This window comes from Aminipila sp. (genome assembly GCF_032051575.1).
In the GTDB taxonomy this organism is placed as follows: domain Bacteria; phylum Bacillota; class Clostridia; order Peptostreptococcales; family Anaerovoracaceae; genus Aminipila.
In genome coordinates, this window is the sequence record NZ_DAMBYD010000004.1 from 144,374 (window position 1) to 163,456 (window position 19,083).

Genomic DNA, 19,083 nt, shown 5'->3' on the forward strand with positions numbered 1-19,083 from the left:
TTGGACTTTCTACTATATTGACACCAGTCTGAGTTTTTTCTCTATAAAATGATAAATTAGCATATTTGTGCATTATTAGAGGATTAAACAGAGATTATGGGTCAGTAACAGCAGGCAATAGAGGCGGAGAACTTATATCTCCAATATTAACTGATCCCCCTGAAACATGGAGGACACTTGAAACTGTTTGTGAAGTTGCAAAATGGCAAGGTGCACAGGTAAACTTTGATACGGGAGGCCACATCCACATAGGAGTTGAAAATGCTTTAGCTGGTAAAAGACAGCGTTGGAGAAGATTTTTTAAAATGAGTAGTGGGTTTGAAGATGTATTTCATAAAATTGCCGGAGGAGAACAAGGTGTTTTTAGAGGTGTACACGATAGTCACTATACACAATCTGCGAGAGCTCAAAGCCATACTGGACTGGTAGCAAGGATGCCCGATGAAGCGGATATACATACTTTTCAAAGTATCATTGGAAATATTGGCGAAGATAAGTATAGAAGTATAAATTTACTGCCATTTGCTTCAAAGGAAACTATAGAATTCAGGACCTTTAATGGGACTTTAACTCCTGCCGTTATCCAGTCAAATGTAAAATAATCAGTAAGATAACTCTATTATGAACGTTCTTGATACAGTCTGTTCTAGGAAAGAGGATAAAGAACACCTTTTAGCGGTAATGGTGAGAAATAGGTGGGCGCATAGGTAAATTAATTTTATAATAGAAATCAGAGAATATTCTAAACTATATTAGTAAATTCATTTATAAATTGATTGATAAATTCATTGACATATATATATAATAAGAATAATATAAAAATATAGATTGAATGAAAGGCAGGTATTTTTTATGAAAGATACATTATCAATAAATGACGTTATGAATACGCTGGTTCCTATTACACGTTTTAATAAAGGAGAGGCAAATAAAATATTTGAAGAAGTGAAAGAGGAAGGCGTCAAGCTAGTTATAAAAAACAATTCTCCTTCATGTGTTTTAATTAATCCTGAGAAATATGAAGCTATGGTGGAAGCACTGGAGGACTATGCTTTATATTTTGAAGCGGAAGAAAGAATGAAAAATGTATCAAAGGATGGATTACTTTCAGAAGAACAGGTTATGGACGAATTAGGAATTACAGAAGCTGATTTAGATGGGGTTGAAGTGGAGATTGAATAATGGAATGGACTATAGAATACACAAGGGAAGCAAAAGAGGATATTAAGGCTCTTGATGGGACTCAAAGAAAGCAGGTTATTAAAGCTATTAATAAAGTATCATATAATCCACTTCCAAATTCTGAGGGTGGATATGGTAAACCTTTAGGTAATCATTTAACAAGTAATTTAGCTGGTTATATGAAGATAAAGCTGCTGAAATTAGGTTTACGAATTGTGTATGGTATAGAAAGAAAAGATGGTATTATGCGTATCGTAATAGTTTCAGTCAGAACGGATGAAGAAGTGTACAAGATGGCGTATGAAAGAATTAAATAAAAATAGGATAAACCTTTAGGTTATTGGAGGTAGAAAAATGCTAAATTTAGTAGGTGAAGAAATAAAAGATATAGAAGAAATCAAGCAGAAATATGTTATTTCTTTAGAGATGCCAAAGGAACTTTATGCTGCAGATGAAATCAGAGAGTTAGTAGCTACAATCTGTGGTAAGGAATATGTAGATGCAGAATGTGCAGAGACAAGATGGCATATGAGGACAAAAACAGCTAAAAATATTGGTTTAACACTTATTACACTTATGGAAGCGGAGAAGGGCTTCCCTGATGATGATGCTTTTGAACCTGTCATAATCTATGATGAACGTATAGGAAAAAGCTTTAGAGTATCAAAAATAGGCCAAGAGCAAACGGGAGATATTATAAATGAAACAAGATATTGATACATTGCTTCAAAAGTTAAGCTGGGATAAAGATACTAATATACAACAAAAAGCTGTAAAAGAATTAATAGAAATTGATGAGAAGGACATATTCAAGCTAATTCAGCCAAAGGATAAGAATCATTGGGATAACGCTGCTTTGGTATTGAAACAAATTGGTTATCCAAGGAATAAATCAGCAATTCCTGGATTGATTGAGTGGCTACAAGATATGAATTGGCCAGGTGCATGGACAGCATTAGAAACACTTCAAGCTATAGATATTCCCATATTGATCCCATATATTGAGAATGCTTTAAAAAAAGCATTACAGGAAGATGATGAAATGTGGCTTATGGGACTTAAGGAGCTTGTGATTAATAGGTTAAGAGTTGCCCCAACAGATTTTACTAACCTAGAGTTATATAAGATGGTTAATATTTGAAAAATAATATAGACTACAAATTATCGGAGGGAAAAATGATATTTAAAAAAATTAAAAGGATTTTTTATTTTAGCTTTCTAATTTCCACAATCATCCTTAGCAGCACGTTTCAACTAACTGCATATGCCAGTGATGGAGAGAAGTGGTCAACAATTATGCAGACATATAATCTAAGTGATATCGCATATAATAATGGCCTATTTGTTGTAGTTGGTAGTGATGGCATAATTAAAACTTCCAAAGACGGTAAGGAATGGACACCTAGAGATTCTGGAACCACTAGTTATTTAAATTCAGTAAAATGGATAGGTGGACAATACATATGCCTAGGTGATGATGGAATTATTTTAACCTCAAAAGATGGGATTTCATGGGGCAAAATAAACTCAGGAACAGATTATTCTTTAGAAGAAGTTACTTGGGACGGCAGTCAATATGTTATTGTTGGGGGTGACTATATTGAAGCACAATTACCTTCAGGAATTTCATTAACATCTTCGGATGGAGAGAGGTGGACGGTATCAACACAGAAGCTTGAGCAATGCCTAAAGGGAGTTACATACGGATACAATCAATTTGTTGCAGTTGGATGGGAAGGCGATGTATATACTTCAAAGAACGGCAAATCGTGGGACAAGAAAGAGACGAACAGCGAACAGTATTTGGAAGATATTGAGTTCAACGGGAAACAATTTGCAGCGGTGGGAGACCAAGGGAATATCTTGATTTCAAATGATGGGGTGAGCTGGATACGTAGTAATCCCAATGTAACAAGCTATCTGACGGCTGTTTACTGGGACGGAAATCAATTTATTGTGCTAGGTGATGAAGGTACCATATTAAAGTCTAAAGATGCTATAAACTGGAGTGGTGCTGACTCAGGTGTAAACGAAGAACTGGATGGCGTAGCCTTCGGACAAAACCAATTTATTGCCGTCGGGCGAGGTGAAACCATTGTATCTTCTCAGGATGGTAATCAGTGGATCGACAGAACTCAGGAAGGAACATATACAGGATTTTTAGATATTGTATGGAATGGTAAACAATTCGTAATTGTTGGCTCAGACGGGCTGATAATGACATCAAAAGATGGAGTATCTTGGGTTGAGAGAGATTCAGGCGTAAGTGATGCACTGACCTGTGTTGTTTGGGATGGGAAAAGGTTTATCGCGGTAGGGGACCATATAGTCCTTTCTTCCAATGACGGCATCACGTGGAAGCAAATCGCTATAATTGACGTACATTTCACGCAAGAACTCATATGGGCCAATAATATGTTTGTACTTGTTGGTTGGGACGGAGCAATATTAACATCACAGGATGGAGCCAAATGGGATAAGCAGGATTCAAAAACTGAAGATTCAATCAATGATATTGCATGGAATGGTAAAAAATTTGTTGCTGTCGGCATGTTTGGAACTATTTTAAACTCAAAAGACGGTATCAACTGGTCTTCTCAAACATGGAAAACAAGGTGTGACTTAAATGGTGTTGTATGGAATGGACAGCAATTTGTCATCGTTGGTTATGAGAAAACCGTCCTGAGATCAACTGATGGAGTGAATTGGGACGGAGAATTAAATTATCTGGATTATAACCTTTCTGATATCGTATGGAATGGTTATGAATATAAAGTAGTACATGATTGTGGGGATATTTTGACTTCAACAGATGCGAAGAATTGGGGCACGATCAAGACAGGTCTTTACTTGGATCGCATTTCATGGAATGGATACCGATATATAGCAACGGACTCCTCTGGCGCAATTATTACTTTGGTACCCAAACATATTGTCAAGGTAATTGTAAATGATTCCCCTCTTGTTTTTGACGTAGCACCTGTTCTAAAAGAAGGACGAACAATGGTCCCACTTAGGACGATTTTTGAAACGCTGGGGGCTGAAGTAACCTGGGACGGGAATACGCGTACAGTCATTGCAAAGAAAGGAAATACAGAAATCAGTCTTAAACTGGATAGCAAACAAGCGACCGTTAACGGGGAAAATATTGCCTTAGATGCTCCGGCGTGTTCCATAAACGGAAGAACAATGGTACCAGTACGATTTGTAAGTGAGAGCCTAGGGTGTGAAGTTAATTGGGATAAAAACTCAAAGACGGTTAATATAACCTCAGCGCTAAATAAATAAGGTAAAATAATCTGAGGAAGCATTCATGTGCTAGAAATAAAGGAAAATTCAAGTGAATTTCCCTTTATTTTTTTATTGCATCGAGAACATTAGTTCTATATAATGACGAAGAACAAACGTTTATAAGGATGGAGGCAATAATATGGTCATTATGCACATCGATGCCAATTCAGCTTACTTAAGCTGGACCGCTGTAGATCTTCTTGAAAAGGGGTATCAAATTGATATTAGAACAGTACCTGCAGTTATAGCTGGAAATCCTGAAAATCGTCATGGAATTATATTAACTAAATCCATCCCTGCAAAGAAATATGAAATTAAAACAGGGGAAAGCTTGTTTGAGGCAAGGCAGAAATGTCGGGAACTTCTGATCTATCCTCCAGATTATGATTTGTATCTTTTATGCAGCAATGCAATGTTTGATATATTATCTGAATATAGCCCTGTAATTCAGCGTTACAGCATTGATGAGTGCTTCATGGATTTTACCTGCAGTGAAAAATATTTTGGAGATCCTGTAGAGACTGCGCATAAGATAAAAAATCGAATAAAACAGGAATTGGGGTTTACCGTGAATATAGGAGTGTCCTGCAACAAACTCCTGGCGAAGATGGCCTCAGAGCTGCAAAAACCCAATAAGGTCCATACCTTATTTCCAGATGAAATCAAAGATAAAATGTGGCCGCTGCCTGTAGACGAGCTTTTTATGGTAGGAAGGGCCACAGCAAAAAAATTACGAAAGATTAATATAAATACGATTGGAGACTTGGCAAAAGCAGATGTTCTCCACATGAAGGCACTTTTGAAATCTCATGGAGAACTGGTATGGAATTATGCAAATGGAATTGATTACTCTCCAGTGATACAAAACGCCGAAATCATACAGAAAGGCGTAGGTAACAGCACAACGATTGCCTATGATGTAAATACCAAGGAAGAAGTTTATATGGTCATTTTATCGTTATGTGAAAGAACCGCCATGAGACTAAGAAGGCTGGGCATGAAAGCATCACTTGTTAGTATTTCGCTTAAAACAAATACATTTGTCAGATACAGCCATCAGGTTCAGCTGCAAAATTTTATGGATTCAGCAACCGATATATATGGTTATTCGTGCTTATTATTTAATGAATGCTGGAAAGGTGAGGCTATAAGACAGATAGGAGTATCTGTATCGAACTTTGGAAAAAATCATAATCAGCAGCTTTCTTTTCTAGATCATAAAGTAGATGATTATGAAAGAAATAGCACCCTGGAATATACCATAGACGATATCCGTAAAAGGTTTGGGGAGAGGGCTGTTGTACGGGCAACGTTTGTAAATAACGATGTAGAACCCTTGCAGGGTGGCGTAAATGACGGAAATTATCTAATGATGGGAGGCTATCAATTGTGAAGATACTGGCAGAGCCTATAGATACCCTGGTCCTATTTAAAGGGAATGAAAAGCCGATGCCTTACCGATTTAAGTATGTAGACCAGAGAGGCATCAAGCAGGAAGTTAAAATAGATAAGATTTTATATACCGAGGAAAGCAGAATGGCAGGAGTGAGGTCATTTATTTATAGCTGCCAAAGTATAATCGGAGATCAGGAAAAAAGATATGAGTTGAAATATATAGTAGGGGAATACAGATGGGAGCTGTACAAAATGTAATGTTTTGAAGTTAACTATTTGCTATAACTGCTTTTTATTGAATACGACTATAGACATCATCAATAATGCAGCCGACATAAAGACCGAAACAATAAGTGGTATTATGAAATAGGAAGCTGTCACCGTTCCGGAAAGCAAATCAATATTTTTTGATACTAAAATAACCGGGCTATATCCTGCAGTTTGCTCTATCTGTTCCACTAATCCCATAATCACACTTATTACCAGCAAAAAGAGAATACTGGTAAAGGCCTGCCTGAACAATACACAACCGAGCATAAGGATACACAAATATAGTAATCCTGCAATCCACAGGGCAAACGCTGCAAAAAAGACATGCGGAAGTGAAGCGGCCGGCCAAAGATAGTCTGTATAGCCGTAGGTAACACCAAAAGACAGCCAATAGCTAACGGTTAAAATGACCGCAGCAGCCGAAAACTTTGACAGAACTACAGCGGGACGTGACAATCCTTTTGTCAACATGATGGTAAGCGTACCTTTGGCATATTCGCCTGACAAACAACTGCTAAAAAGGATAATTGTCAAGCTAAGACCAAGTGACGAAACATTTTTGTAGAACTGCGTCCACGAATCTAATGCAGTGGGGTTTTCAAATGCTTCTGCAAGATTCGGCATAAGGGCTTCCATAAGCTGGGGTGTGAATTTTGCCAGCAATGGACTCATCAAACCAAAGATTAAGAAAATGGCGAGCATAATAAGTAGTCTGTAGTTCCGAGTATTTTCTATAAGTTCCTTTTTTATAAATGCAATAAATCCTCTCACATTACCACCTCCAAGAACAGGTTTTCAAGGGACGACTCCATAATTTCCATTTTTGTTGGACACAATCCAGTTTCTGCAAGTGCAGAAATAACGGCACGTTGAATATGGACGATATCCTTACCCTGCAAAATGATTTCTGTCCCACTTTCTTCCGCATGAGGAAGCAGTGGATTTATTGTAGCACAAGCCTTAAACTGACTAACTTCTGACTTTTGGGAAAATTCTAGCAAAAGGCGGTCTCTACCGTGCATGGTTTTAATCTCGGAAAGTGTCCCACTGATAGCGATGCTACCATTGTGCAGCACTGCGACACGGTCACAAATGCGCTCTACATCAGATAAAATATGCGTTGAAAAAATTACGGTGGTTGTACCTTTGATTTTTTGAAGAATATCAAGTATTTCTTTTCGACCGACAGGATCGAGGGCGCTTGTGGGTTCATCACAAATAAGTAGCTTGGGGCGTGACAACAAGGCTTGCGCAATTCCAAGCCGTTGTTTCATGCCACGGGAAAAGCCGCCGATGCGTTTTTTTACACCATTAAGCCCCACAAGGGATAAAAGTTCATCGATTCGGACATTGGCTTCCGATTTGGACAGCCCTGCAATTTCTCCGCAAAGCGCAAGGTATTCAAGTGGTTTCATATAATTATAAAATTCGGGGACATCAGGCAAATACCCAATATGATTATTGGTTTTTGTCTGTCCGTAACTCACGGTTTCACCACAAACTATAATCTCTCCACGATCAGCTTCCAGTAATCCCAACGCCATTTTCATGGTTGTTGTTTTACCCGCGCCATTTTGCCCGATAAATCCCAGAACAGTACCTTCCGGTACAGAAAGGTCAAGATTAACTATGACTTTTTGAGTACCAAAACTTTTTGATAATCCCTTTATGGAAAGTACATCTTTCATTGATCTTCCCCCCTTCCAAAGACAAAATAGATAATTGGGCCGAAAATATTAACGAGCATTACGATGAAAGCCCACATTATTGTATTTCCAAAACGGTAATTCGGGTGCCTCAATACATGAATGAGAGCAATTAAGCCAAAAGCGACTTGGACACCAATAAGCGGAATTAAGATTGGTAAATTATCTAATAGTATTTTCATCAAACAAACCTCCTCACGATTTTATAGTGTTAAAAAATTGAGGGTATAATAACTGTCAGCGCTATCGGAACAATTCAAAAGTTATCATTTTGATTATATTATCATAATGATAATATAATGTCAAGAAAAAGCTCCTTTACTGAAAGGATAATAAAGGAGCTTTAAAAAACTTATTTGTTGTAATTTTCTGGTGGTGAAATAATCAAGCCCAAAGTTCGTGATTTTCTATCCGGCGTAGGCCTATTCTTATAAAGAGGCTGAATGATTTTCATGTATTCCTCCATTGCTGATGCCAATTCTTCATCAGTTGCATAAATCGGCGCAAGAGAAAAACCCGACTTGTCTTTTAAAATATCTATATTTGGATTCTTGCAATACACTTGAAACCGTTTAATAAAGCCAAAGACATACTGCATAAACATTTGCATATAAGCATCACCTGCGTTTGCACCAATTAGCTCCTGCTCATTGGAGTCTAAATCAATGGCAACCGCATAGGTTTTTTCGATTGTTCCTCTTACTTGATTTTCTTCGACTACTTTTAAAATACCGTCATTTGTCATACGTTTCAAGTAGCGGTATAGGGTTGCCTGTGGAATATCGTTATATATTTCTGCAAGTTGTTTAGCCGTTGCTTTTCCAGAAGAATATAGCTCTAATAACAGTTTGCATTTTATTGGGTGTGTAAAGCAATCCATAACTTTTTGTTCCATAACATTCCCTCCTAACAGCCTATGAAAATATTATCATTTTGATAATAGAAAGTCAAATAATTATGTGCATTGGTTACTATTTTAAATAGCACAGCATATATTTTTAAAATGTTCAAGGCTTAGAACCAAGTTGATTGGAGGTTATGCATGCTGTATATATCTGAAAGCGTCTCAATACTGATTTCAGATGGTTGCGCTTCGATGTAGAAATTTGTATAAATGTTTATTAGTAGAATAGAGTGGTATATATAAAAAAAGATGTAGTGAGGGGAAAGGATGGATTTGGTTAAATAGATAATGCAATAATGAGTTCAATTGCATGTTTGATGTGAAAATAACTAATGTGTATTATGCACCGAAAGGAGAATGACATGAATACATTGAGAAAAGTAATAAAAATCACAAAAGGTGAACCAGCTGTTGATGGCGCAGGTGTTAAGCTGGTTCGTGTCATAGGGCATCAGGATACAAAGGATTATGATCCGTTTCTAATGTTAGATGCTTTTGATTCAGAAAAGTCTGAAGACTATACAAAAGGTTTTCCCTGGCATCCACATAGAGGAATTGAAACAATAACCTATTTGATCTATGGGGATATCGAGCACGGAGATAGTCTTGGTAACAGCGGAAGCATTCTAGATGGAGAATGCCAGTGGATGACGGCTGGTTCCGGTATTATCCATCAGGAAATGCCAAAAGCAAGTAGACGTATGTTAGGCGCTCAATTGTGGTTGAACCTGCCGGCCAAAGACAAAATGACGGAACCAGGTTATGGAGATATAAAGGCAGAAAATGTACCGGTGATTAATGAAAATGGAGCAAAGGTTCATGTGCTTGCCGGAGAGTATCAAGGTCATAAAGGTGCTTTTGAGGGTAAATACATTAAAGCAACCTATCTGGATGTTGAATTACAGGCTAATCAGGAATGGCATTTTATCAATGACGCTGAAAATACTTTATTTGTCTATATTTTTACGGGAGAAGCAATATTTGACCCAGATAAGAGCATCGATAACCCGCAAGATTTAGTTGATGAAAAACAAGCTGTGTTGTTCAGTCATGACGATAAGTTTTGGATTAAGGCAGCAGATCAGGGTGTGCGTTTTATCCTTTTATCTGCTAAACCATTAAGAGAACCAATTGCCTGGGGCGGTCCAATCGTTATGAATACTAAAGAAGAACTAGATTCAGCGTTTAGAGAGTTGAATAACAATACTTTTATAAAAAAACATATTACAAAAGAATTATAAGGAGATTAGATTAATTATGGATAAAGTAATAAGGCTTGTTGGATTTACAGGCAGCTTGAGAAGCAATTCATATAATAAAGCAGCATTGAGAGCTGCTCAAATGCTGCTTCCGGAGAATGTAGTATTGGATATTATTGATCTGGCCGATATACCTTTCTTAAACGAAGACATTGAAGCACAAGGTCTGCCGGCTTCAGTAGCTGAATTTAAGAAGAAATTGTCTGAAGCGGATGCTATACTGATTTCGACACCCGAATATAATTTCTCAATTCCTCCCGTTTTGAAGAATGCGCTGGACTGGGCGTCAAGGGGAGACTTATTGCCTTTGTACGGAAAACCACTTGCAATAATGAGTGCTTCTCCAAGTATGCTTGGCGGTGCCAGAGTTCAGTATCATTTGCGGCAGGTATGTGTTTCACTAAATATGATCCCTTTGAATAAACCTGAAGTCTTTATTGCCAACGCAAATACGAAGTTTGATGAGGCCGGCAATTTGATAGACGAAAGAACGAAGAGCTCTATTGAGGGATTATTAAAAGCTCTTATTCAAAATGTAAAAAATATATAAGCAAAATCTCAGATTACGGTCTGAGATTTTTTTATGTTTTTAAGTCAAGTCTTTTTATAAAAAAAATATTGGAGGATACTGTCCTATGTGAATTTATGGATGGAGGAAATAGGAAATGATTAAGCTGTAGAAAATTAATTGGCAAAGTGGATGAAAGTACTGCTTTAAAATATGTAATTTATAATTATGTGTTTTAAAGCAGTGCTTTTTAATTTGGGAAAATGACATAGCATGTCAAACTATGTCGGAAAAGAGAAAAGGACAAAAGGGGAAAAAGTAGAATAATGGAAGTATACTTATAATAAGTAAGTATTGAAGAACAAATTTTTAATTTTTGCAAGCAATAACTGAATTATACACATTAACCAAGTAGTTGGAATTAAGCATCTTATAATAATTTTAACTTGATTAAAGTAATATAGAATAAAAAGCAAAAGTTATAATACTAAGGAGGAGATTTTAGTATGTTTAAAATCAAGAAAATTGTGTTGTTCCTTATTTGTGCAGCCATTATTGCAGCTTTATTTTATGGATGCTCATCTAGACCAAAAAGTCCAGAAGAAATTGCAGATGAAATGTACAAAACATGTAATAGCGAGGGAATGCCTTCTGTCTCTGTATTAGTAGCGAAGGATGGTGAAGTTTTTGAAAAGTCATATGGATTGAGGAATGTTGAAACTGGGGAAAAAGCTACCCCAGCAACGAACTATCGACTTGGCTGTATAACCAAAACCTTTACCAGTATGGGTATATTAATACTTAAAGAAAAAGATCTTATTGACTTAGATTGGCCGGTTAATAAAGTGCTCACTGATTTTCCTGAGTATGCAAAAAAAGTTACAATACGAAATTTGCTTCAAAATTCATCAGGGCTACCTAAATATGAAAGTTTATGGCCGAAAAATGGAACGACTCTTCATGATGAAGATGTTTATGAGTTGATAAAAAAGAATGATAAACTTTTATTTCAGCCAGGATTCAGGGTTGATGGTGATAACGACACTAATTTTGCAATACTTGCATTGGTTATTGAGAAAATCTCCGGAATGAAATATCAGGATTTTATGGCTGAAAATATATTTAAGCCGCTTCGAATGGATAATACAGTAGCTTATGTTGAGGGGTATAACTCAGTGCCTGAAAGGGCGTATGGTTCAGTTTTAAAGAATGATAAATTTGTTGTAGAAGATCAGTATGCCTACAGTGCAGTATTGGGAGACGGTGGCATATATTCAAATGTTCGGGACTTGTATCTCTGGAACAAGGCGTTAGAAAATAATGAATTAGTGAGCGCTGAAACTATGAAAGAAGCTATGAAAACTAACAAGGGAATTAGTGAGGAAGACTATAGTGGATCCTATTATAGCTGTGGGTGGTATATGGAGGAATTGTATGGACATAAGACGAACTTCACACCGGGAGGAACAATTGGATTCTACAACATGTTTCTTCGCCTTCCAGATGAAAAAGGGTGTGTAATTATTCTTACTAATTATGATAAGCGTTGGGGTATATTAGAAGACGCCAAAAAGCTGGCTGCTTCAATAATATAATTTGCAGTAGAGAGGGTATAATCTCTCTCCATTTTAATTATAACACAAGGAAAGTGGAGAATATAGACTTATAATACTTGGCATATGCAAGTATACTAATATGTGACTAATTAATTTGGAGGTAAGATTAGATGAATATAAAATTTGATCCTAATAACATTGTTATTAAACTCTGTGTAATGGGGATGAGTTTAGAAGATAGTGGGAACGTAGAAGAAGCAAACATGATGTTTCATAAAGCATGGGATGAAGCAACAGATGACTATGAAAAATTTATTGCAGCTTATCATTTAGCTAGTCAACAAAAGGATATTACAGACAAATTGAAATGGATGGAAATATCTTTACAGTGTGCGCTAAATATAAATGATGATAATGTAAAGAGTGCATACTCCACGTTATATGTAAACATTTCCAAATGCTATGAGGAGCTGCATGACTTAGATAATGCAAAAAGAAATTATGAATTATCTGAATTATATAAGGGTGAACCTTCTGATAAAGGACCATTTTATCATGGTACTAAGGCAGATTTAAAGGTTGGTGATTTACTGACAGCGGGTGAAATTTCAAATTACAAGCCTGAACTTCAAATGAATCACATTTATTTCACTGCTAATACCAATGGCGCCGGACTTGCAGCGGCATTAGCAAAAGGGGAAGGAAGGGAACGCGTTTATATAATTGAACCAACAGGTGAATTTGAAAACGACCCTAATGTTACTGACAAAAAATTTCCAGGTAACTTAACACGTTCTTATCGCTCAAAAGAACCTTTAAGAATTATTGGTGAGGAAACAGATTGGACAAAACTGACAACTATGGAACTAAGCAAATGGCGTGAAAATTTAGCAAAAAACAAGGGCGAAATTATCAACTGAATATGTTAAGTATGGCTGGGGGAAAATAGCAACTATAATCGGTTGCTATTTTTAATTTAGCACGGCAGGCGTGAGGGCATTGTTTTGAAGTCAAGTCTTTGGCAAAGGATTTAAAGATATTCATTGACTTTGGACATTATATGTATAATAATAAGGTTAATTGTAAATAACTTAATTACGATTAACCTTATTGTTATCAAGTAAGAGGTGTAAAAATGTTTATTGGAAGAGAGAATGAATTAGAGACTTTAAATAAATTATATGACAAAAATACCTTTGAATTTGTTGTCCTTTATGGAAGAAGACGTGTTGGCAAGACAACTTTGATTAACGAGTTTATAAAAGATAAGAAAGCTATCTTTTATTCTGGTTTAGAGTCTAATGAAAAACAGAATTTAGAACTGTTCAGCAGTAGTATTATGTCGGCTTTGACTGGGACAGAAACCAACTCTGTATTTAAAGATTTTAATGATGCACTTGAACAAGTTTATAGAATGGCAAAGGATGAAAGAATTATATTGGTTATTGATGAATATCCATATCTTGCAAATTGTTATAATGGAATATCATCTTTGCTTGCTAAATTTATTGATCATAAATTTTTAAACTCCAAGTTATATTTAATACTCTGCGGCTCATCTCTATCTTTTATGGAAAATCAGGTGCTTGGATATCAAAGTCCGTTGTATGGTAGGCGCACAGCTCAGATGAAGATTAAACCGTTTACTTTTTCAGAATGCACCAAGTATTATAGTAATTTTAACATGCAGGATTTAGCTTTAGCGTATGGTGTTACAGGTGGAATCCCTTTATATATGTCAAAGATAGATGATAAAAAGTCAATGGAAGATAATATCAAGGATAATTTCTTTGATATATCAGCGTACTTGTTTGAGGAACCATCAAATTTAATTAAGCAGGAATGTCGTGAACCAATGCAATACAATGCAATCATCAAATCAATTGCTACAGGTTCCAGCAAAATGGGAGAAATCTCGCAGAGCTCAGGACTAAACGATACCAGTGCAGCAAGTAACTATATTACAAAGTTGATGTCACTTGGAATTATTGTTAAAGAGTTTCCATATAAGTCCGAGAGGTCTAAAAAAACAATTTATAAACTTGCAGATAGTATGTTTCAATTTTGGTATAGATTTGTTCCTTCGAATCTTGCACTTATTCAGCAGGGCGCTAAGGATAAAGTTTATAAGAGGGTGGAAAAACAGGTTACAGCCTATATGGGATTTGTATTTGAAGAAATCTGCAAGCAGTATCTATGGCAGGAAAATCTAGAAGGAAGATTACCAATAGATTTTACTGACATGGGACGCTGGTGGGGTAATGATAAAACAAGACATTCTGAAACCGAAATAGATATCATGGCAGACAATGATGATAATGAAGCAATTTTTGCAGAGTGTAAATGGACAAATGAAGCAGTTGGTGAAGCTGAGTTGAAAGAATTACAGCACCAGAGCACGTTGTTTCATTATAATAAAAATGTATTGATACTATTTTCTAGAAGTGGGTTTACTAAAGGCTGCATAGAATTGGCAAATAGTATGGAAGATGTAATGTTGATTAACTTTGAAGATATGAAGTGGAAATAAATAAGAAAGGTGATATAATATAAACATTATAAATACCTAGGGGGTACTGTATTGATAATTTATCATGGAAGCGATATAGTTGTAAAAGAACCTAAAATTCTAGAGAGCAATAGACTCCTTGATTTTGGAATAGGTTTTTATACAACTTCAAATCGTGAACAAGCGCTACGTTGGGCAAAAAAAGTAAGTGATAGGAATGGTTCTGATAGAATTATTTTATCCAAATACAAATTTAATTATGATAAGGCAAAGAAGGACCTAATTATATTAGAATTTAGCGAACCTGATGAAAAGTGGTTGGATTTTGTTTTGGAAAACAGAACTAATAAGGATTTTAATCAAGAATATGATATTGTAATAGGTCCAGTAGCAGATGATAACGTCTATGCAACTGTAAAATTGTTTGAAGCAGGGATTTTAAATATAGATGAAACGATTAAACGACTCAAAATACAGCAGTTATTTAATCAGATTTTATTTCATACAGAAAGTGCTTTAACATTCTGTGATTTTATAGAGATTGAGGAAGAGGAAGCTTAATATGGATAAAAAACAATTTGATGCTATATTTCCATATGTTTGTACTCCATTAGTTGATAAAATAGCATCAGAATTAAAACTTGATGAGCAAGATGCTATTATGGATTTATATGAATCAAAGCTATATGCAAATCTTGAAAAAGAAAGTACAAAAGTTTGGCAGTACAGCACAGAAAAACTTTTTGAATTATTTATGCAAGAAAAAACAACTGGTAAAATAATATATCCGGAAGTGTAGGTGATTGAAATGAATGCACAGTTAGAATTTAAGATTTTTTGTTTAGAAAATTACAAACAAGCTAACAATATGAAAGGCAGAGAAACATTTAGATTGTTTCAAAAGTATGGTGTTTTTGATTATTTACAGAAACATTATGATGTGCTACATTCAACTGGTGAAGACTATTTAATTAAAGATATTAACCAGTTTATTCAAGTTAGAAGCTAAAAAAACATTGGCACGAGAATTGGAACCATTACGAATGAATACCCAATGACTATCCTAAAATACTACTGAATTTAGATGAAATAGGTGTAGGTGTAAATTATGAAGGAATACGGCAAATAAACTTAATTGAATGGCTCTTGAATAAATAATCAAAGAATAAATTAAATCTCAGATTGCAGTCTGGGATTTTTATTTTTGTAATGTTTTGAAGTCAAGTCTTTTTATGAAAAAAATATTGGAGTATACTGTCCTATGTGAATTTATGGATGGAGGAAATAGGAAATGATTAAGTGTACACATTGCATGAGGTATTTTGTTATGGACTTGAATTCTGCTGTGGAAAATGGCTATGTGAAATGCCCACACTGCGGGGAAATGGTAAAGCTGTAGAAAAATTATTTGGCAAAGTGGATGAAAGTACTGCTTTAAAATATGTAATTTATAATTATGTGTTTTAAAACAGTACTTTTCAATTGAGGGAACGACATAGCATGTCGAAATGTGTCGAAAAAGAGAAAAGGACAAGAGGGGAAAAAGTAGAATAATGGAAGTATACTTATAATATGGAAGAATTTAAGAACAGGTCTAATTATATGAATTTTAGTCAGATAAAAGATTTTTTGGAAGGAAAATTGAATGATTACAAAAGAAAAAATCAAAAGTATTATAATATTTGGATTAATTATTATAATAGCAATATTTACTCAATATAGTATGCAGACTAATAATATTATAAAAACTACTGCTAAACATACTTTATATAATTTTAGGAATGAAATTATTTCTCTTGACTATGAATTGTCGAAACAGAATAATATAAGTTTAGATGAATTGAAAGATATATTAAAAGAAAGTAGCAAAAGTGGAATTTTGGATTACTCAGCAAGTACTTATTCATATAGTCAACTAAAAAGGCTGGAATATATTGATATTTCATATTTTTATCAGTATATGGGTTTTTTGATAGGAGGTGAATTACCCGAAGAAGAGGCTGAGTTTCATGAAAATAATTTAAAAAAAATTTGTGAATTATGGTGGAATTTTAATGATGGTGATAACCTTTTTTATCCATCAACAGAATTAAAAAATATATGTGAAAAAACAAATGAATATTCTTCAAATGGTATTGATAGAATAAATGAATTTCGAATAAAAAAGTGACTTGAATAAAATCAAAGTTTTTCGTATAGCAATCAATTCTCATGGAGGTAATATAAAATGCCCAGACACGAATTTGGAATTATGCAAAGCAAACCTATAAAGGGAGTACGATTTGATAGATATGAGCCAGAAAAATATAACTGTATTTCTATTAATGATGATTTCATAGAGCCACTCTTGACGGAACTCTTACATATTGATTTTTATTGGCACACGATTGATGTTCCAGGTAAAGGGTTGGCATATTTCGGTATTACTTTAATACCACCGGAATCTCTAGATTCATTGATTAATGTACTTTTTAGATGATACTAATGTTTGGATTAATGCAGTGCCATTAAACGTATTAACAGACAGGTATGATTATAGAATTGTAGATTAACTTATAAAATATATTAATTGAAAAAAGAATGAAACAAACAGTGAACTTTCCATTATGTTTATAACACGCTAATAAACAGCTAATAAAGGTATACTGAAGAGAAGTAAAGGATTCTTGTAGCGGAATATTCCAAAGATAAATTCCAATTTAGTGAGTAATCCACTTTTTAGAATGAGCATAATGCGGTTCATTTTACCAAGATGGATGAGATTTTAGTGATGTTTACACTACGTAATTGAAAGGATAAAATTTGGCTTATGTTAAAATATCCGATTCTGTCGGAATGAAAAAAGTAATGATTTTTGCTGAGGGTACAATTTTAAAACCCAAAGCATGGCTTTACCTATACAACCATAATGGCTATATACCCATCGGAATGGCAGTTGACATTATTAAAGGTTGGCAACAGCAAGGGGCGGATATAATCTACTGCACTTCACGCAGAGGAAAACAGGCAGAAGAAATAGCGGCATTGCTCGTAAAATATGGATTTGTTGGATCAAAGCTTTATTATAGGGAAAAGGGACAAAAGTATAAGGATATTATTGAGGTGGTTCGCCCAGATGTTTTGATTGAAGATGACTGCAAGAGCATTGGTGGCAGTTGGCAGATGTGTATCACTTATGTTCAGCCTCAAATTAAAAAGACAATCAAATCTATTGTTGTGAAAGAATTTAAAGGAATAGATTATTTACCGCATATTGTGCACGAGCTTTGATAAAAACTTACAGCATACCCGCCAACAAATTTGAACTTCAAATAAGGTTTGCTGATAAAAATAATATCGATTTAAATTACCGGATTCCTGAATTGTCTGTGCAAATGATAGGTGATAATTTAAATCGTTATGGTGGGTTTAGAACACTTGAAGGTCAACAATTATGGTTAGGATGTCCTCTTGTTTTACATCGCAGGTGCTTAAATCCAATGTTTGAAATCTCAAATGAAGTTGCTTATAACAGCAGGATGTTTCAAAAAACAATAAAACCAGAATCTGAATCCGGCTTATCGATAGATGAATCATTTTGGTTAGATGTAAAAGGCAAAATGAGAGGGAAAGGCGATCAAAATGTAAATGAACAGAATGAAGCAGCTGTTTTGCTCTTTGAAAAGGCTTTGGAATCTTCGGAAGATTTACCTGACATATATATTATTTCACCATTCAAGAAAGTGGCTTATGAGATAAGGGGCAGAGTCCTTTCGGTTATTAGTAAACATAAATCAGACATTTATGAAACAGTAAAAAAAGAATGGGTAAACACTCATTGCGGAACCATTCATACTTTCCAAGGAAAAGAAGCAAAAGAAGTTATTCTTGTATTAGGCTGTGACTCAGCTATTGGTAGTGGTGCAGCAAAATGGGTGGGTCAAAAACCTAATATTATCAATGTTGCCGTTTCACGAGCGAAATACCGAATATGTATTATAGGGGATTATGACCAGTGGGTAAAAGTCCCTAATGTGAGCATTGCGTGCAAGCATTTAAAACGTGTTTCGCCGAAATGACAATATATTTACTTGGTAAAAAGTTAACTTCCCATGCTGTTTAATTTGATAAAAAAGAATTCTTGGGTGATACAAGAAAAGTAATAAATTTAAAATGATTAGATAATATACATCTCGAATCAGTCAATAATTTTGTAGGAGAGAGTAAATGAAATATAAGTGTCCTTGTTGTGGATATTACACTTTTGATGAAAAGCCGAATGGCAGCTATGATATTTGTGAAGTTTGTTTCTGGGAAGATGACCCGATTCAACTTAACGCCCCAACTTATAAAGATGGTGCCAATCATGTTAGTTTGTTACAAGCAAAATTTAACTTTATAGAATTTGGTGCATGTGAGAGCACAATGCTTTGTCACGTAAGGAAACCAACCAAAGAAGAGTTGTCTGGGATTGATTAAATACGATTAATTAAAAAACCAAGCTTGCCAAATTTCAATTTCCTA

Annotated in this window: 26 protein-coding genes; 22 read left to right on the top strand and 4 right to left on the bottom strand. The window is 35.0% G+C overall.

Going from position 1 to position 19,083, the window contains the following annotated elements; translation table 11 throughout:
- The first annotated feature begins 65 nt into the window (after nt 1-65).
- From RTW14_RS06635 to RTW14_RS06670, 8 genes are all read left to right on the top strand, one after another.
- Nucleotides 66-602, top strand: a complete 537-nt coding sequence (locus RTW14_RS06635; protein WP_312648920.1) for an amidoligase family protein — start codon at nt 66-68, stop codon at nt 600-602.
- 250 nt (nt 603-852) lie between these two features.
- Nucleotides 853-1,182 (top strand): type II toxin-antitoxin system Phd/YefM family antitoxin, encoded by a 330-nt coding sequence (locus tag RTW14_RS06640; protein WP_312648921.1) that lies wholly within the window; start codon nt 853-855, stop codon nt 1,180-1,182.
- Nucleotides 1,182-1,499, top strand: a complete 318-nt coding sequence (locus tag RTW14_RS06645) for a type II toxin-antitoxin system RelE family toxin (protein WP_312648922.1) — start codon at nt 1,182-1,184, stop codon at nt 1,497-1,499. The genes RTW14_RS06640 and RTW14_RS06645 overlap by 1 nt, the downstream gene beginning before the upstream one ends.
- A gap of 37 nt (nt 1,500-1,536) precedes the next feature.
- On the top strand, nt 1,537-1,899 hold the full coding sequence (locus RTW14_RS06650) for a hypothetical protein (RefSeq protein ID WP_312648923.1): 363 nt from the start codon (nt 1,537-1,539) through the stop codon (nt 1,897-1,899).
- Nucleotides 1,883-2,323: a DUF5071 domain-containing protein gene (locus RTW14_RS06655; RefSeq protein WP_312648924.1), complete on the top strand. Its 441-nt coding sequence runs from the start codon at nt 1,883-1,885 to the stop codon at nt 2,321-2,323. The genes RTW14_RS06650 and RTW14_RS06655 overlap by 17 nt, the downstream gene beginning before the upstream one ends.
- A gap of 35 nt (nt 2,324-2,358) precedes the next feature.
- A complete protein-coding gene (locus RTW14_RS06660; RefSeq protein WP_312648925.1) occupies nt 2,359-4,470 on the top strand; it encodes a stalk domain-containing protein in 2,112 nt (703 codons plus the stop codon).
- Nucleotides 4,471-4,612: 142 nt separating this feature from the next.
- A complete protein-coding gene (locus tag RTW14_RS06665) occupies nt 4,613-5,866 on the top strand; it encodes a DNA polymerase Y family protein (RefSeq protein ID WP_312648926.1) in 1,254 nt (417 codons plus the stop codon).
- Nucleotides 5,863-6,126 carry a hypothetical protein gene (locus RTW14_RS06670; RefSeq protein ID WP_312648927.1) on the top strand — a complete coding sequence of 88 codons (264 nt, stop codon included), beginning with the start codon at nt 5,863-5,865 and terminating at the stop codon, nt 6,124-6,126. The genes RTW14_RS06665 and RTW14_RS06670 overlap by 4 nt, the downstream gene beginning before the upstream one ends.
- Nucleotides 6,127-6,147: 21 nt before the next feature.
- Here RTW14_RS06670 and RTW14_RS06675 read toward each other — a convergent pair whose 3' ends face one another.
- The 4 genes from RTW14_RS06675 to RTW14_RS06690 form a co-directional block, all read right to left on the bottom strand.
- Nucleotides 6,148-6,909, bottom strand: a complete 762-nt coding sequence (locus tag RTW14_RS06675) for an ABC transporter permease (RefSeq protein ID WP_312648928.1) — start codon at nt 6,907-6,909, stop codon at nt 6,148-6,150.
- Nucleotides 6,906-7,826: an ABC transporter ATP-binding protein gene (locus tag RTW14_RS06680; protein WP_312648929.1), complete on the bottom strand. Its 921-nt coding sequence runs from the start codon at nt 7,824-7,826 to the stop codon at nt 6,906-6,908. Before RTW14_RS06680 ends, RTW14_RS06675 begins: the two co-directional genes overlap by 4 nt.
- Entirely contained in the window at nt 7,823-8,026 is a 204-nt protein-coding gene (locus RTW14_RS06685) for a PLDc N-terminal domain-containing protein (RefSeq protein ID WP_312648930.1), read from the bottom strand. The genes RTW14_RS06680 and RTW14_RS06685 overlap by 4 nt, the downstream gene beginning before the upstream one ends.
- A 170-nt stretch (nt 8,027-8,196) precedes the next feature.
- A complete protein-coding gene (locus RTW14_RS06690) occupies nt 8,197-8,739 on the bottom strand; it encodes a hypothetical protein (RefSeq protein WP_312648931.1) in 543 nt (180 codons plus the stop codon).
- A gap of 371 nt (nt 8,740-9,110) precedes the next feature.
- On the opposite strand from RTW14_RS06690, the gene RTW14_RS06695 reads away from it, so the two are divergent.
- From RTW14_RS06695 to RTW14_RS06760, 14 genes are all read left to right on the top strand, one after another.
- Entirely contained in the window at nt 9,111-9,989 is an 879-nt protein-coding gene (locus RTW14_RS06695) for a pirin family protein (protein WP_312648932.1), read from the top strand.
- Nucleotides 9,990-10,005: 16 nt separating this feature from the next.
- Nucleotides 10,006-10,557 (top strand): NADPH-dependent FMN reductase, encoded by a 552-nt coding sequence (locus tag RTW14_RS06700; RefSeq protein ID WP_312648933.1) that lies wholly within the window; start codon nt 10,006-10,008, stop codon nt 10,555-10,557.
- 464 nt (nt 10,558-11,021) lie between these two features.
- The gene (locus tag RTW14_RS06705) at nt 11,022-12,110 is read left to right on the top strand and encodes a serine hydrolase domain-containing protein (protein WP_312648934.1); all 1,089 of its coding nucleotides are present in this window, start codon (nt 11,022-11,024) and stop codon (nt 12,108-12,110) included.
- A gap of 131 nt (nt 12,111-12,241) precedes the next feature.
- Nucleotides 12,242-12,991, top strand: a complete 750-nt coding sequence (arr, locus tag RTW14_RS18745) for an NAD(+)--rifampin ADP-ribosyltransferase (protein ID WP_312648935.1) — start codon at nt 12,242-12,244, stop codon at nt 12,989-12,991.
- A gap of 215 nt (nt 12,992-13,206) precedes the next feature.
- The gene (locus RTW14_RS06715; protein WP_312648936.1) at nt 13,207-14,601 is read left to right on the top strand and encodes an ATP-binding protein; all 1,395 of its coding nucleotides are present in this window, start codon (nt 13,207-13,209) and stop codon (nt 14,599-14,601) included.
- A gap of 51 nt (nt 14,602-14,652) precedes the next feature.
- Entirely contained in the window at nt 14,653-15,141 is a 489-nt protein-coding gene (locus RTW14_RS06720; protein WP_312648937.1) for a DUF3990 domain-containing protein, read from the top strand.
- Nucleotide 15,142: 1 nt separating this feature from the next.
- The gene (locus RTW14_RS06725; RefSeq protein WP_312648938.1) at nt 15,143-15,379 is read left to right on the top strand and encodes a hypothetical protein; all 237 of its coding nucleotides are present in this window, start codon (nt 15,143-15,145) and stop codon (nt 15,377-15,379) included.
- A gap of 9 nt (nt 15,380-15,388) precedes the next feature.
- Nucleotides 15,389-15,589, top strand: coding sequence for a DUF3791 domain-containing protein (locus RTW14_RS06730; protein WP_312648939.1), 201 nt, complete (start codon nt 15,389-15,391; stop codon nt 15,587-15,589).
- Nucleotides 15,590-15,871: 282 nt separating this feature from the next.
- Complete coding sequence (locus RTW14_RS06735; protein ID WP_312648940.1) at nt 15,872-15,979, top strand: MJ0042-type zinc finger domain-containing protein; 108 nt, start codon at nt 15,872-15,874, stop codon at nt 15,977-15,979.
- 246 nt (nt 15,980-16,225) lie between these two features.
- The gene (locus RTW14_RS06740; protein WP_312648941.1) at nt 16,226-16,750 is read left to right on the top strand and encodes a hypothetical protein; all 525 of its coding nucleotides are present in this window, start codon (nt 16,226-16,228) and stop codon (nt 16,748-16,750) included.
- Nucleotides 16,751-16,807: 57 nt separating this feature from the next.
- Complete coding sequence (locus RTW14_RS06745; RefSeq protein WP_312648942.1) at nt 16,808-17,059, top strand: hypothetical protein; 252 nt, start codon at nt 16,808-16,810, stop codon at nt 17,057-17,059.
- A 323-nt stretch (nt 17,060-17,382) separates the two neighbouring features.
- A complete protein-coding gene (locus RTW14_RS06750; protein WP_312648943.1) occupies nt 17,383-17,850 on the top strand; it encodes a hypothetical protein in 468 nt (155 codons plus the stop codon).
- Nucleotides 17,847-18,638: an AAA domain-containing protein gene (locus tag RTW14_RS06755; RefSeq protein WP_312648944.1), complete on the top strand. Its 792-nt coding sequence runs from the start codon at nt 17,847-17,849 to the stop codon at nt 18,636-18,638. Before RTW14_RS06750 ends, RTW14_RS06755 begins: the two co-directional genes overlap by 4 nt.
- Nucleotides 18,639-18,786: 148 nt before the next feature.
- Nucleotides 18,787-19,038 (top strand): CPCC family cysteine-rich protein, encoded by a 252-nt coding sequence (locus tag RTW14_RS06760; protein WP_312648945.1) that lies wholly within the window; start codon nt 18,787-18,789, stop codon nt 19,036-19,038.
- The last annotated feature ends 45 nt before the right edge of the window (nt 19,039-19,083 follow it).

What these genes read in the sequence shown, in the direction of transcription:
- RTW14_RS06640 (WP_312648921.1), top strand. Translation starts at nt 853, where the DNA reads ATGAAAGATACATTATCAATAAATGACGTTATGAATACGCTGGTTCCT.
- RTW14_RS06645 (WP_312648922.1), top strand. Translation starts at nt 1,182, where the DNA reads ATGGAATGGACTATAGAATACACAAGGGAAGCAAAAGAGGATATTAAG.
- RTW14_RS06650 (WP_312648923.1), top strand. Translation starts at nt 1,537, where the DNA reads ATGCTAAATTTAGTAGGTGAAGAAATAAAAGATATAGAAGAAATCAAG.
- RTW14_RS06655 (WP_312648924.1), top strand. Translation starts at nt 1,883, where the DNA reads ATGAAACAAGATATTGATACATTGCTTCAAAAGTTAAGCTGGGATAAA.
- RTW14_RS06660 (WP_312648925.1), top strand. Translation starts at nt 2,359, where the DNA reads ATGATATTTAAAAAAATTAAAAGGATTTTTTATTTTAGCTTTCTAATT.
- RTW14_RS06665 (WP_312648926.1), top strand. Translation starts at nt 4,613, where the DNA reads ATGGTCATTATGCACATCGATGCCAATTCAGCTTACTTAAGCTGGACC.
- RTW14_RS06680 (WP_312648929.1), bottom strand. Translation starts at nt 7,826, where the DNA reads ATGAAAGATGTACTTTCCATAAAGGGATTATCAAAAAGTTTTGGTACT.
- RTW14_RS06685 (WP_312648930.1), bottom strand. Translation starts at nt 8,026, where the DNA reads ATGAAAATACTATTAGATAATTTACCAATCTTAATTCCGCTTATTGGT.
- RTW14_RS06690 (WP_312648931.1), bottom strand. Translation starts at nt 8,739, where the DNA reads ATGGAACAAAAAGTTATGGATTGCTTTACACACCCAATAAAATGCAAA.
- RTW14_RS06695 (WP_312648932.1), top strand. Translation starts at nt 9,111, where the DNA reads ATGAATACATTGAGAAAAGTAATAAAAATCACAAAAGGTGAACCAGCT.
- RTW14_RS06700 (WP_312648933.1), top strand. Translation starts at nt 10,006, where the DNA reads ATGGATAAAGTAATAAGGCTTGTTGGATTTACAGGCAGCTTGAGAAGC.
- RTW14_RS06705 (WP_312648934.1), top strand. Translation starts at nt 11,022, where the DNA reads ATGTTTAAAATCAAGAAAATTGTGTTGTTCCTTATTTGTGCAGCCATT.
- arr (WP_312648935.1), top strand. Translation starts at nt 12,242, where the DNA reads ATGAATATAAAATTTGATCCTAATAACATTGTTATTAAACTCTGTGTA.
- RTW14_RS06715 (WP_312648936.1), top strand. Translation starts at nt 13,207, where the DNA reads ATGTTTATTGGAAGAGAGAATGAATTAGAGACTTTAAATAAATTATAT.
- RTW14_RS06725 (WP_312648938.1), top strand. Translation starts at nt 15,143, where the DNA reads ATGGATAAAAAACAATTTGATGCTATATTTCCATATGTTTGTACTCCA.
- RTW14_RS06730 (WP_312648939.1), top strand. Translation starts at nt 15,389, where the DNA reads ATGAATGCACAGTTAGAATTTAAGATTTTTTGTTTAGAAAATTACAAA.
- RTW14_RS06735 (WP_312648940.1), top strand. Translation starts at nt 15,872, where the DNA reads ATGATTAAGTGTACACATTGCATGAGGTATTTTGTTATGGACTTGAAT.
- RTW14_RS06740 (WP_312648941.1), top strand. Translation starts at nt 16,226, where the DNA reads ATGATTACAAAAGAAAAAATCAAAAGTATTATAATATTTGGATTAATT.
- RTW14_RS06745 (WP_312648942.1), top strand. Translation starts at nt 16,808, where the DNA reads ATGCCCAGACACGAATTTGGAATTATGCAAAGCAAACCTATAAAGGGA.
- RTW14_RS06760 (WP_312648945.1), top strand. Translation starts at nt 18,787, where the DNA reads ATGAAATATAAGTGTCCTTGTTGTGGATATTACACTTTTGATGAAAAG.